General features: G+C 51.6%; 11 protein-coding genes. 1 reads left to right on the forward strand and 10 read right to left on the reverse strand.

Annotated elements, in window-relative coordinates; translation table 11 throughout:
* Positions 1 to 16: 16 nt before the first annotated feature.
* The 5 genes from SIL79_RS18290 to SIL79_RS18310 form a co-directional block, all read right to left on the reverse strand.
* A complete protein-coding gene (locus SIL79_RS18290) occupies positions 17 to 403 on the reverse strand; it encodes a ribonuclease E inhibitor RraB (RefSeq protein WP_071476229.1) in 387 nt (128 codons plus the stop codon).
* A gap of 16 nt (positions 404 to 419) precedes the next feature.
* Positions 420 to 641, reverse strand: coding sequence for an RNA-binding S4 domain-containing protein (locus SIL79_RS18295; RefSeq protein ID WP_037475159.1), 222 nt, complete (start codon positions 639 to 641; stop codon positions 420 to 422).
* A gap of 87 nt (positions 642 to 728) precedes the next feature.
* Positions 729 to 1262, reverse strand: a complete 534-nt coding sequence (locus SIL79_RS18300; protein ID WP_162206985.1) for a GNAT family N-acetyltransferase — start codon at positions 1260 to 1262, stop codon at positions 729 to 731.
* Between the two features lie 19 nt (positions 1263 to 1281).
* Positions 1282 to 1560, reverse strand: coding sequence for a peptidylprolyl isomerase (locus tag SIL79_RS18305; RefSeq protein WP_071476228.1), 279 nt, complete (start codon positions 1558 to 1560; stop codon positions 1282 to 1284).
* A 196-nt stretch (positions 1561 to 1756) separates the two neighbouring features.
* Positions 1757 to 3592, reverse strand: a complete 1836-nt coding sequence (locus SIL79_RS18310; RefSeq protein ID WP_162206986.1) for a DUF885 domain-containing protein — start codon at positions 3590 to 3592, stop codon at positions 1757 to 1759.
* A 79-nt stretch (positions 3593 to 3671) separates the two neighbouring features.
* Here SIL79_RS18310 and SIL79_RS18315 point away from each other — a divergent pair, with 79 nt between their 5' ends.
* Positions 3672 to 4181: a diguanylate cyclase domain-containing protein gene (locus tag SIL79_RS18315; protein ID WP_071476226.1), complete on the forward strand. Its 510-nt coding sequence runs from the start codon at positions 3672 to 3674 to the stop codon at positions 4179 to 4181.
* 93 nt (positions 4182 to 4274) lie between these two features.
* Here the strand turns inward: SIL79_RS18315 and SIL79_RS18320 are convergent, their stop codons facing one another.
* The 5 genes from SIL79_RS18320 to SIL79_RS18340 all read right to left on the reverse strand — a co-directional run bounded on the left by SIL79_RS18320 (position 4275) and on the right by SIL79_RS18340 (position 12868).
* On the reverse strand, positions 4275 to 5285 hold the full coding sequence (locus tag SIL79_RS18320) for an AraC family transcriptional regulator (protein WP_186300035.1): 1011 nt from the start codon (positions 5283 to 5285) through the stop codon (positions 4275 to 4277).
* A gap of 129 nt (positions 5286 to 5414) precedes the next feature.
* Entirely contained in the window at positions 5415 to 6437 is a 1023-nt protein-coding gene (sohB, locus tag SIL79_RS18325; protein ID WP_162206987.1) for a protease SohB, read from the reverse strand.
* Between the two features lie 332 nt (positions 6438 to 6769).
* Positions 6770 to 8491, reverse strand: coding sequence for a phospho-sugar mutase (locus SIL79_RS18330; protein ID WP_162206988.1), 1722 nt, complete (start codon positions 8489 to 8491; stop codon positions 6770 to 6772).
* A gap of 233 nt (positions 8492 to 8724) precedes the next feature.
* Positions 8725 to 9030 carry a hypothetical protein gene (locus tag SIL79_RS18335; RefSeq protein WP_025009827.1) on the reverse strand — a complete coding sequence of 102 codons (306 nt, stop codon included), beginning with the start codon at positions 9028 to 9030 and terminating at the stop codon, positions 8725 to 8727.
* Between the two features lie 280 nt (positions 9031 to 9310).
* Complete coding sequence (locus tag SIL79_RS18340; RefSeq protein ID WP_162206989.1) at positions 9311 to 12868, reverse strand: ABC transporter permease/M1 family aminopeptidase; 3558 nt, start codon at positions 12866 to 12868, stop codon at positions 9311 to 9313.
* Positions 12869 to 12870: the final 2 nt, after the last annotated feature.

The raw sequence follows: 12870 nt of genomic DNA on the forward strand, positions 1-12870 counted from the left end.
AAAAATTCACTTATCTTCAGTGGTGGCAGTGCTCATCACACTCATGGTCATCATCAGCAAACTCGTCATCGCCGTCCTGATGCTGCATCACGCCCCAACCATCTGTCATACCATCAAACTCGGCGGCAAAGCTGTTCAGCTCGGTTTCGCGCGCCACCAATGCCTGATACTCGGGCACCATATTGATGCAGACAATCAGCTCCCACTTTTCTATCTCTTCGTTGAACTGCAGCTCAACTTCGCCGGCCTGCTCGGATTGACTCAAATCTTCCAATGCCGATTCAGCGTCGCGCTGATCATCAAACACCAGGAAAAAGTCCACATCCAAAGGCTTGTTCAGGTCGATACCCGACTCCTGCATTGCCTGCAGCATCTTGCCGTTGTCATCATCTGGAAATTGCATTCTGTTCCCCTTGCGCTTATTGCGCCGCCACTATTTTAACCGTTTCGCCGTTGAAGCTGACCAGATCGCCCGGCAGCAATTTCTTGCGCTTGCGGGTTTCAACTTCGTTATTGACCAGCACCAGCCCTTCGGCAATCACATGCTTGGCCTCAGCGCCGGCACTGGTCATGCCTTCTGCCTTCAGCACCTTATAAAGCTCAATATACTCATCGCCGCTATTGAGGGTGAATTCGCTCATTTTCTGTGTCACTGTGACCTTGCCTTGCTGGAATTGACTCTATTTGGGGCGGATTATAGCAGCAAGCATCCGCTTGGGGGAGAGAAGTCAACGACGCTCATCACTGAGCAGGCCATAGGCCCTGTCATCCACCCAAAGTTCGCCGATACGGAAGTTGTGCCGCAATATTCCCTCAAGCTCGAAGCCGCACTTCTCCATGACCTTGGCCGAAGCCAGATTATCATTGGCGCAGTGACCGATGAACTTATGAATATTGAAGCTCAAACAGCCCCAATCTATTACCCCGCGCAGCGACTCAGTGGCATAGCCCTTCCCCTGCATATCTGGATGCAACAGGTAACCCACCTCGGCCTGCGCCAGCTCAGGATCGACGCAGTAAAAGCCGGTCAAGCCGACAAAGCTGTCACTGCCCAATTCTTCAATCACCAGCGTCAGCCAGTCGCCGGACTCATAACGCCAAGGCTGGCTTCGCTGCTCAAACTTGGCTTTGAGCAGTGGTTCGGGTTCGGGATCTCTAACAAAGCGGCCCACCTCAGGATCGCAATGCAGTGCCAGAAACGCCGGCCAATCTTGCTCCTTCAGAGTCCTGAGCCTGAGTCTATCGGTATAGATTTCTATCACTTGCTTAAACTCTTACAGCTTAACCGCGACTGGTAACTTCAAGCAGGTGAAAACCAAAAGCCGTTTTCACCGGCCCCTGTACTTCATTGAGCGGCGCGCTGAACACCACTTCATCAAACTCACGCACCATCATTCCCGGGCCAAATGAGCCCAGCTCGCCGCCTTGTGCACCAGAAGGACAGGCAGAATGTTGACGGGCCAACTCGGCAAAATCGGCGCCATCGATAATCTGTTGTTTCAAGCTGGCGCATTCTGCTTCGGTTTTTACCAGTAGATGTCTTGCTGTTGCCTGTACCATAATTTGCTCCTCAGTAATCTTGGCCAAGTGGCCTTTTTTCGGTCGGTCACCGAACAAACCCGGCCAGTATAATATCATTCTGTGTCAGAAGTTAACTGACACAACAATAATGGCAGGCCGTGAGTCGAAGCTAAAAAACGCCGTCAGATGACGGCGTTTTGAGTTTGCTTATCAAAGACTCGACTTAAATTCAGTCTCAGGCTGATGCTTTTTGCTTCAGCTGTTTTTCTATCCAGAGATCTATCTTGGCTTCCATCACCGCCATGGGTAAGGAACCAGTGGTAAGGATTTGATCGTGGAAGGCCTTGAGGTCAAAATTATCCCCCAGGGCTTTCTCGGCCCGGGCTCTGAGCTCCAGGATCTTCAGCTGACCAACTTTATAAGACAGTGCCTGACCAGGAATTGCCATATAGCGCTCCACCTCGGCGATGATGTCGCTTTCCGCCAGTGGAGAGTTGTCTTTCATATACTGAATCGCCTGTTCACGGCTCCAGCCCTTGGCATGCAGGCCAGTATCCACCACCAGACGCATCGCCCGCAGCATTTCATCCGAGAGCTTGCCGAAATACTGGTACGGATCTTCAAACAAACCCATCTCTATTCCAAGATATTCGGCATAGAGGGCCCAGCCCTCTTCAAAGGCGGTGTAACCGCTGAAACGTTGGAACTCAGGCACGCCCTGCAGCTCTTGCTTGATGGCTATTTGGAAGTGGTGACCCGGCGCCGCCTCATGCAATGACAAAGTGGTCATGCCCCACTTGGGCTGAGCTTTCAGATTATAGGTGTTGATGTAAAACACCCCTGGACGACTACCATCGACGGCCGGTGCTTCATAGGAAGCTCCCGCAGCCGATTTTTCACGGAAGCTTTCAACCGGCTTCACCACATAGTCGGCCTTGGGCATCACATTGAAGTAACCGGGCAATACGGCATTGATCTTGTCCTTAAGCACCATATAGCCGTCAATTAAGCCCTGCCTGTCACTGAAGAAGTACTCTGGCTCGGATGACAGTGAAGCAAAGAAGGCCTTGAGATCACCTTCAAAACCCACTTGCTGGCGCACCTTGTCCATTTCATCGAGGATCCGCGCCACTTCCTTGATGCCGATTTGGTGAATATCGTCCACAGCCATAGTGGTTGTGGTATGAGCATTGGCCAGATGTTGATACCAAACTTTACCGTTAGGCAGCGCCCACCAACCGTCAGTAGCCCGCGAGGCCGGCAGATAGGTTTGCTCGAAATATTGCTTGAGTGAGGCGATAGCCGGCAGCAGTTCTTGGCTGATCATCTGCTGGTATTCCTGCTCAATCAAGGCGCGTTCGGCGGCATTGAAACTCTCGGGCATCTTGGTCACAGGGGCGTAGAAAATGCTATCTTGAGGCTTATCCACCAACTGCGCCTGCAACTGAGGGATAAGCCGCTCGACCAATACCCGTGGCAGCACAACCTTGCTGGCAATGCCTTCATCCATACGCTGTTTCGCCAGCTCTGTCCATTTGACAAAACCTTTCACCCTCTGCTGCCAGTTGGCGTAATCCTGCGGGGTATTGAAAGGCTGGGCACTCTCACCACTGCCAAGCTGCACCATGGTAATCACTGTGCTGTAGAACTGGCTTATCGGCATAAAACGGCTGGGGAAGGTTTCATCCACCAACGCCATATCCCTGTCATAAACAAACATGTCGTAACTGAGTTGCAACTGTTCGGGCAAAGCTTGTTTGTCTATGGTCTTGGCCTGGGCGGCGTAGCGACTGTTAAGTTCATGGCGCTGCTTGAGGTAGGCCTCGGAGAGATCGCCACCGAAAGTATCGTTATAGTCATTGACCCCAACAAAGGTGGCGTAGATGGGCTCAAGCTTGAGGTAATCCTTGAAAAATTGATCCACCATGGCGAGGTAAGCCTGCTCTGCCGTTTGTACCATTGCCGCAGCGGGCTGTTGCTCCGCCTGTGGCTGAGTCACCAAACTGCTCTCCTCTTTAGAGCAACCGCTCAACGCCAAAATAATAGAGCACAGCAAAAACCCTTTTTTCATTGTCGTTATTCTCCTGTCACAACTCAGTAGATGGATTGGTTAACTATACTTGTAGCAGTCACTAGCTCGGAGCCAACCCATGATTTATTCCTTCAGCAACTCGGGTTTCAGGGATCCGGAAACCGGGGTCTATAACCGGACCTATTTTATGGAAGTCTTTCACCGTGAATGGTATCGCCATCTGCGAGATCACCAGAGTCTGGCGCTATTGTATCTTTGCCCTCACATACATGAAACAGTTAACCAACCTCACTTGCTGGAATTCTTTGCCAAACAGGTGCAGCAAGCCTTGCTGCGCAATACTGATCTATTGGGACGCATCAACCACCAACTGTTCGCCCTCGGTCTATTCAACGTCGATAAGATGGGAGCCCAAAAGGTCATCGAACGGATTAATGAGAAAATCAACAAGTTCAGCGAAGAATACAACAAATTTCATCACCTGCAGCTGGACTACCGTCTGGCGGCCTGTATTTGCCAACCCAACAGAGAACTGAAACCCGAAACCCTGTTTATTGATGTTGAAACCCTGACCCATCAATTGGAACAGCAAGACAACACGCTTTCCAGCGTCAGGGAGATCCACTGAATCAGTGCAAAAGGCTTATCGCAGAATCGCAAAGGTCTCAACAGCAGATTATTTATGACTAAACTGGTCAGGATAAAATGAACCTGGCCTTGGTTAGTTTTGCTGCCCCAAACGGCTGAAATAACCGGGTGGATACCCGAGCCAATGCTTGAAACTTTGACGAAAGTGACAACTATCACTATACCCCAAACGCTCGGCAATCTCGCTCACCGACAGTTGGCCTTCGAGGATCCAGCTTACCGCTCGCTGACACCTTTGCTGATCCACCAGGCGTTGATAACTGCTGCCGAGGGCCGCCAACTTGCGCCTCAAACTACGACTGCTCATGTGTAACCTGAGTGCCATGGTTTCCAACGTTGGCACCAAGGGGAAATCGCCATCAAGTTCGTCAATAATTTTTTCAACCAGCGAACTCTGCTGCTCAAAACTTTGACTGCGACCTGAGAACTGAGTCAGATCCACCGCAAGCGTCAGCCAAGATTTGTCGAGGCGCCATTCATTGAAATCACTCTGGAACTCCACCCGCTTGGCCAGTTTTACCAAACTTGCAGACTGCATCAAGATGCCGGTAACACTGATAGCGTTAAAAACTATCTCTTGTCCGGTCAACTCCCGCGCCAAACTCAGTAATGCGCCTATACTGTGAAGAAATTCACCACGATAGATTAACGGTTCGGCCCGGCCGGTATTAAGCCAGCGCAGACGGATTTGATGCTCATCCTCCAGCAGTAAAAGATCAGCAAAGCTGCCCACCCACTTGGGATGATTTAGCACAAACTCCAGGCACTCACCAAGGCTCCGACATTCTCCAAGCAAAGGCAACAGAAAACCCAAATCAGTTACCCGAGTGTAGAGCCCGGCCAACAGGCTAACATCCTCACGTCGACTGCGCTGCATTAGAAACGCTATCGTGGCGCTGAGTTGCCAAACCCTTACCCATTGGCACTCCTTGAGCTCATTGATACCCGTACCTATGTGCAGGCATATCTCTTCAGCAGCCTCGGTTCCCAATTGTGACTGAATAAAACGAATAAGGTTGGCCAGTTCAAAAGCCGGGTACGCCTGATCCCCAACCATCATATTGGCTCGGTATTTGATCTGCATAGCCATTGTTGTCTTTTTGTTAATTACCAAAAATGGTTTTAGCGTATCCAGCAAGAGAATTAAAGACACACCGCATAAAAAACCCCGGGAAGCCGGGGTCTGATTATCGAGTTAGCGAGATACCAAAGGTTAGATTGGTCGATTTTTCTCAGCCAACTTGTTATAGCAGGCGTTGAGCATCAAAGAAGCGCTGTGAGCCAACTTGTCGGCCAGTTTCTTACGCAGCTGATATTTCACTTTGATCACAGTCCGATCCGAGGCCAGCTTCAGCAAGAGGTCGTCACTGGTGCCCACTTCATCTATGAGTCCCAGCTCTATAGCTTGCTGACCATACCAATGCTCACCTGTTGCAACCCTGTCCAGCTCCAGTTGCGGCCGATAACGACCGACAAAGTCTTTGAACAGCAAATGGGTTTCTTCCAGTTCCTGTTGGAACTTGGCTCTGCCTTCATCAGTATTCTCACCAAAGAGTGTCAGAGTACGCTTAAAGTCACCGGCGGTATGCTGCTCATAATCAATGTCATGCTTCTTCAGCAGCTTATTAAAGTTGGGTAATTGGGCAACAACACCTATAGAACCTATGATAGCAAACGGTGCAGCAATAATACGATCGGCAACGCAGGCCATCATATAACCGCCACTGGCGGCTACTTTATCCACGCATATGGTCAACGGCAATCCGGCACTGCGGATCCTGTCCAGTTGGCTGGCTGCCAAGCCATACCCATGAACCATGCCACCACCACTCTCAACACTGGCTACGACTTCATCCCCTTCCTCTGCAATAGCCAAAATAGCGCTGATCTCTTCCCGCAGCGACGCGACTTCGGCGGCTTCTATGCCGCCTTTGAACTCGATGACATATACCTTGGGATCTTTGACGTCCCCGGCATCCAGTGCCTTGTCATGGGCTTTTTGTTCAGCTTTGAGTTGTTTCTCATAGGCCTTGAACGCCTTTTTGCCCAAGAGCTCAGCCTTGAGATGATGCTTGAGCGATTTGAGTTCATCACTGAGATGAGTCAGTTTCAACTCGCCCCTGTCACTCTTTTGTTTTACTGCCGATGCCACCACAATCACCACTATGGCGCCGATAGCAACCACCAGGGTAATCGCCTTGGCAAGAAATAGTCCGTACTCGTATAAAAATTCCACTAGGGGTTCCTTTCACCGCGAGAAAGCACACAAAATTGCGCTATTCTAGCAGGCCTTTTATGGATAAAAAACCCGATGCAAATCAGTTAAACGAACATCAATAAAATTAAGGGCTTCAGAGAGATTTTAACCATCCTTCTGCAGCCCTTGTTGTCTCTATGCTTTGTCTATTAAAACGCCGTTTTATTTTTCAGCCAAGTAATGAGTAAAACATGCCTGATTATCTAAAAAAGTGGCAAACTAATCCGCATTTGGCACTTGTATTCATCAATGCCTTTCTTTCACTCCCAAAATGGATCAATTCCTATGTCAAATATCACCGACCCGATTATCTACTTGGGTAACGATGCCTGATGGCCACTGACGAAGGCATCCAATGCAGTTCTAGCGCGGCTTTCGGCATCAGCCAGACTGTCGCTGGCCAGCATAGGCTCAACCACCTCGTAATAACACTTGATCTTGGGCTCGGTTCCCGAGGGACGCACTATCACCCGGGCACCACCTTCAAGGTGGAAGGTCAACACATCACTGGCCGGTAATTCGATGATCTCCCGCCGCCCATCGGCGTAACGTCGCTCGGCCGATTTGAGATCCTCGATCACCAATACTGCCATACCGGCGATGGACTCGGGGGGATTGGCCCGCAGATGGGCCCCGATATCCGGCGTTCCCGGCTTGAGCGCTATGCTCACTTGAGTATTGAGGTGCAAGCCATAGTCGCGATAGAGTTGTTCCAGTCTGTCCCAGATGGTTTTGTCCTGTGCCGCCAGCTCGGCTGTCAGCTGGGCAAAAGCCACCAGCGCCGACAGGCCGTCCTTATCCCACACCATACTGCCCACTGTGTAGCCCAGCGCCTCTTCATAGGCGAACAGGAATTTATTGTTGTCGCTCTGGCGCTGCATACCAACATTGGTGAGCCACTTGAAACCTGTGAGCGTGGTATAAAACTCACCGCCATTGGCCTTGGCGATTTTGGAGAGCAAGGTTGAAGATACGATAGTGGTTCCCAGCAGACGCTGATTGGCCGGCGCCTTAGACAATAGATAGTGGCCCAGCAAGGCTCCCACCTGATCGCCGGTGAGCATTTGATATTCGCCGTCATCGCGGCGCACGGCCACCGCCAGCCTATCGGCATCCGGATCGTTGGCACAGGCCAGCAGCGCCTGATGCTGCTTGGCCTCGGCAATCACCAGAACCATGGCGCCCTTCTCTTCCGGGTTAGGGAACTTAACCGTTGGGAAGTCACCGTCCGGTTTTTCCTGGGCGGCGACAGAATAAACCTGAGTAAAACCGGCATCCTTGAGCACTGTCTTGGCCATTTCTGCGCCAACACCATGCATGGCGGTATAGGCCAGGCTCACCCTTTCGGGCGCCGTTTTGTGCTGCAAGACATCGGCATGGAACACACCGCGGCGATAATCCTGATAAAAATCATCCTGCAGCCAGATGAGTTTACCCTGCTTGGTGGCTTCACTTTGCTCCAGCCAAGGCAGCTCTTCATTGGCAGCCTTGTCAATGCAGGCAGCAATACCTGAGTCGTGTGGCGGAATGATCTGCGCGCCATTGCCCCAATAGACCTTGTAGCCATTGTATTGCGGCGGGTTATGGCTTGCGGTCACTACGATACCGGCGGCAGCTTCAAAGTGTTTCACCCCAAAGGCCACCAGCGGCGTGGCAGCTACTTTGGCGGTGAGTCGCACCTTAATCCCCATGGCGGTCAACACGCTGGCGGCATCATGGGCGAAGGTACGTGAATCATGGCGGCCATCGAAACCTATCACCACACCGCGGCTGGCGGCATCCTTGACCTGGGCGAGCAGATACTGCCCCAGGCCCGCTGTGGTTTGGCGGATAACCAAACGGTTCATCCGCATTGGACCGGCGCCGACCACGCCCCTGAGACCGGCGGTGCCGAAGGCCAAGCGACCGGCAAAGCGAGCTGACAATTCAGTTTCATTGCCTTCGGCTTTAAGACTCAACAGCTCATCCCGGGTTGTAGGGTCGGGATCTATCTCCAGCCAATGTTTCAGTTGCAGCTCCAGATGAGTATTCATAAGTGGCCTCTTTGATAATCAGTTTCATTCCAAAGTAAGAAAAACTCAGGTCCGCGACAAGTGAATTTGCATTAATTTTATGATTTTACTCAGGCTTTAGCGCCTGTCTTCCCGCTTAAGCTAGCTGTTTATCGTCAGTTTGGGGTGTTGGCAGCGGTAATTAAGGACTAAGGAAGGTTGAGCGCTCGGCTTTCATAACACCTGTGACTGACAAACAGATAGATGCAACTATTTCAGCGGGACATATTAATGGAGATGACATTGTTGAAGATCTCCTTGTCAAATTGCTGCTCCAGTTGCTGCCGCCAAGGCATGGGGCAGACACGCACCAGAAAGAACTGCTCACGAGAAGTATCTGTCACAAACGCCATACCGTGCTGCATCAATTCATAGTGAATATCATGGACAAATACCATGGAAAAATTCTGCCGCCCGGTTAGCTGGTTGATATCCTCACGACTCATGCTGACCCCGTGTTCTACCTGCTCGAAGCGCTTATAAAGCCAGTCGGCAAACTCTTTGGCACTGACCATAGACATAATCCCATTCCTTATAGAAGTTTGAGCCACTCAAAGCTTTGTCAGCCGTTCGAAACCCAGCCAGATAGGCGATGGTATAGAGTGCCTATGACGAGACAAGTCAATTAATCATCGGCTGGCTATATTCATAAACTATAGTCGAGCACAGCAAACTAAGGAGTTGAATAGCCGTCAGCGCGGAAGGCGCCGCTGAATTGATAGGGAATACATGAGCAGAAAATGCCTCGCAAACTTAATTGCGAGGCATTTGGCTAAACGAAAGAAATTATTATAAGGTTTTCTAAAGCTTGAAAATATTATCCCCTGAATCCCTGTCTACCAGCTTGATGAAGGGATCGACCCCGACATAGGCAGGCTTTTCGCTCAGCACCAGTTCGAGATGATTCTCGCCGCTCTTGAGCCGGTATTTCTGCAGCGACAGCACCTGTTCATCCTGTTTGAGCTTGTCCGGGTTGACCTTGAAGGCGCCTATATCAATCCACTCGTCCAGCGGTACCTCCTGCTCAGCGCCCTTCTCTGAAGCGACCCGGCGCTGGGCATAGATATCCAGACTGACTTTAAACTGGCCTTCCGGCGTTTCGGTTACCTTGGCCTCGGTCAGACGCAGGTCATAGAGGCTGATTTCAGAGAAGGAGTCCTCAATGAAACGCGCCTCGGCGCCGTCCGTATCCCACTTCAGATAGCTGAGCAGGTCCAGAGTGGTCGGGAAAGGATCGCCGCGGAACTTGTAGCGCTCAAGGAATGCCTTCAAATTGGCATTGAGCCGTTCTTCCCCCAGGCGGTCACGGATCCCCATCATGATCACCGAGCCTTTCTGATAATGGATATAACCCTGCCCTTCACTGCGCAGTAACGGCTGTTCGCCCTTGCTTTCCGATGAGCGACCTCGCAGGTAGCGGTCAAGCTCATACTTGAGGAATCGGCGCAGCATCTGCGGGCCATACTTGTGCTCCATCACCATCAGCGCCGAGTATTGTGACAGGCTCTCGGAGATAACCGCACTGCCCTGTACATCGGCAGCACCAACCTGATGCCCCCACCACTGGTGTGCCACTTCGTGGGCCGTCACATAATAGACGGGGTCAATATTGTCCGAGTTGCGCAGGTCGGTGATAAAGCCGATACGCTCAGAGTAAGGCACAGTGTTGGCAAAACTCTGGGCAAAGGAGCGATAACCGGGAAACTCTACTATACGCAGTTGCTTGTGTTGATAGGGACCAAAAGCCTGGGTGTAATAGTCGATAGAGTCTTTCACCGACTCTATCATTCGCTCCACGTTCCAATAGTGGGCCGAATGGTAGTACACCTCGATCACTATGCCCTTGTACTGCTGCCGGTCCACTTCGAAACGTCCGGAGAGGATCGAATAGAAGTTCACCATGGGGCTGTCCATCTTGTAATGGAAGAAGTTGCGACCATTTTCACGCCATTGCCGCTGCAGGTATCCAGGAACCAGGGCCATCTGTTGGCCCGAGGTGGAAACCGTGGCTTCAAAGTCGATAAAGTCGCCGTCTACGCCAAAGAAGTTCTGCCGATAAAAGCGCGTGTCTTCCAGCTTATTGGCTCTTGGTTTGTCTTCAAGACCACGTTTCTCACGCTCGTGGCGATCGCTGAGTTCATAACCTTCCTGATACCCAAACTGAGGCAGCAGCTCGATATTATTGATAAAGGTGCCGTTTTCGACCACAGACAGATCGAAGTTGGACTCTTCAACCCCTTGGGTTTCCCGAATCAAATGAATGCGGCCGCTGATTTTCTCCCCCGGCGGCAACGGCTTGTCAAACACCAGCCAACTGATATTGAACTTATCGTCAAACTCGCCCAGAGTCGCCCCCGGTAAGATGATACTGAGATCTTCCGCGCGGGTGTGGGACGGTAGACTGACCAGTAATTTGCTTATCGGCTTGTCCTGTTTGTTGACCCAATCAAGCTTGATATCGGCCTCGATTCGCCGTGACTCGGGATAGATATCAATGTCGGCCTTGACCGCAGTGGTGGTCAGCACGGGCAAAGACGCATACTGCTTGAATTTCTTCTCATAGTCGGCACGCAGGTCGGTTTCCTCATCATTGGTATAGTAATGATTGACCACCTTGGTCTGGTAGAAGATATAGCTGCCGCTGGCAACAAACAGCAGCACACCAAAGGCCGCCAGCAAGCGTCCCTTGGCCCCCAGCTGACCGCCCAGCAGGGCAAACCTGTGTTTCAGAGGCTGTTTCGGCCCCCTGTGATAGAGACCATAACCCAGCACAAACAGCAGCAGTGAGAAACCGCCCCAATAGAGCATATACAGGCTGTGGCTCAAGAGTCCCCAGCCGTAACCATTCATATCCGAATAAACCAGGTAAGGGGAAGCGCCGAAGTTATACAGCGAATGACCAAATCCCCAACTTGCCATCACAAAGGTCGTCAGGTAGTAAGCGACAAACAGTCCCATACCGGCATACTTGTTCGGGCTGAGCACCTGAAAGAAGAACGCCAGTACCGCCGACATCAGCAGTGGCAACAGATAGTAAAAGCCCAACCTGATGGCGTATTGAGCCAATTCGAGATTGTACTGCCCCTTGAACAGTTGGAACGTAATTGTAGTCAGGGTCGCCAACAGGTACAACAGCGCCATCACCAACACCACAGCCACCAGTTTGGAAGCCCAGAACACCAGGTTCGGCACCGGCAGACTGTCGACTATGTCCCCCATTCCGGAGTTGCGCTCACGCCAGACAATCTCGGCGCTGTAGTAGATGAGTACTATCACCATCAACAAGCCGGTGGCCCCGGCAATATTATCGACCATGTCCTGGGTCAGCGGCCAGTTGGAGGTACCATACCAACCAAAATCACCGAACATGGGCCCAACCAGGTTAAAGACGGTGAGCAGCCCCAAAATCACAAACGGTGCTGTGTAGAGCACCTGGCGGATTTCAAAGCCGACTCGAGCCTTGAACTGCGCCGAAGTCGATGGCGAGCTTGCGCGGCTCAGTTGCTGCAAAGGCTGCAATGTCGGGGTTGCAGACTGCTTGCCGGCGCGTTTGTCCTTCTTGCGAGTAAGTGTTGGTTGGCGCCAAACCTTGGCTACAAGCAGCAAGATGACCGCCAGAGAAAGCCACATGGCGCGGTTGCTGAGCATAACACCGGTCAGCTCCACCAACTGGGTGTTTTTCTCGGCTATGGTCCAGTAACGGGTAAGGTCGGCAAAGGTGCGCAGTGCAAAGGGATCCAACATGGCCGCCAGGGTGCGAAACTGCGGCTGGCTGGCCAGTTCGCCGGTGAGGTTATAGATAATAAGCAGTGCTACGGCGGTCAGATACAAACCCATCATGGAGCGAAAACGGCTGGCCATGGCATAAAACAGCGCCGATATCAGCAACAGGCTAGGCGCGGCCAACAGCAGCAAGGGCAGCAGATAATAGCTGAGCCGATTTTCACCGAAACGGCTGGCATCGACCCAAGGCATAAAAGAGCCGAGCCACATCGCCAGCGGCACCATGGAAAACACCGCCATGACCACCAGATAACTGCCGAAAAAACGCCCCAACTGATAGGCCAGCGGTGTCAGCGGTTTGGAATAGATCAGTTCCTCCATCCCGTGCTGCTGGTTGCGCACCGCTGTGCTACCGACAAAGTTGACCACGGCAAACATGGAGATAAAGCTCATGATCAGCAGGGTCTGGGCAATGCTGAAGGGGCTGTTCTTCAGCACCTCTCCGCCACCACCTATCTGGACATTGTTGGATACAACGGATAGAAAGCTGATTAAAAACAACAGCAAAGAAACAACATAAAAAGATGGCTGCCGCAGATAGTAGCGCCATTCAAAGCGTAACATGGAAACAAACATGG

It is taken from the genome of Shewanella indica (assembly GCF_033842865.1).
GTDB classification, from domain to species: Bacteria; Pseudomonadota; Gammaproteobacteria; order Enterobacterales; family Shewanellaceae; genus Shewanella; species Shewanella indica.

Excerpts from the sequence above, each read along its gene's own strand:
- SIL79_RS18290 (WP_071476229.1), bottom strand. The coding sequence starts at position 403 with ATGCAATTTCCAGATGATGACAACGGCAAGATGCTGCAGGCAATGCAG.
- SIL79_RS18305 (WP_071476228.1), bottom strand. The coding sequence starts at position 1,560 with ATGGTACAGGCAACAGCAAGACATCTACTGGTAAAAACCGAAGCAGAA.
- SIL79_RS18330 (WP_162206988.1), bottom strand. The coding sequence starts at position 8,491 with ATGAATACTCATCTGGAGCTGCAACTGAAACATTGGCTGGAGATAGAT.
- SIL79_RS18335 (WP_025009827.1), bottom strand. The coding sequence starts at position 9,030 with ATGTCTATGGTCAGTGCCAAAGAGTTTGCCGACTGGCTTTATAAGCGC.
- SIL79_RS18340 (WP_162206989.1), bottom strand. The coding sequence starts at position 12,868 with ATGTTTGTTTCCATGTTACGCTTTGAATGGCGCTACTATCTGCGGCAG.
- SIL79_RS18315 (WP_071476226.1), top strand. The coding sequence starts at position 3,672 with ATGATTTATTCCTTCAGCAACTCGGGTTTCAGGGATCCGGAAACCGGG.
- SIL79_RS18320 (WP_186300035.1), bottom strand. The coding sequence starts at position 5,285 with ATGCAGATCAAATACCGAGCCAATATGATGGTTGGGGATCAGGCGTAC.
- SIL79_RS18295 (WP_037475159.1), bottom strand. The coding sequence starts at position 641 with ATGAGCGAATTCACCCTCAATAGCGGCGATGAGTATATTGAGCTTTAT.
- SIL79_RS18310 (WP_162206986.1), bottom strand. The coding sequence starts at position 3,592 with ATGAAAAAAGGGTTTTTGCTGTGCTCTATTATTTTGGCGTTGAGCGGT.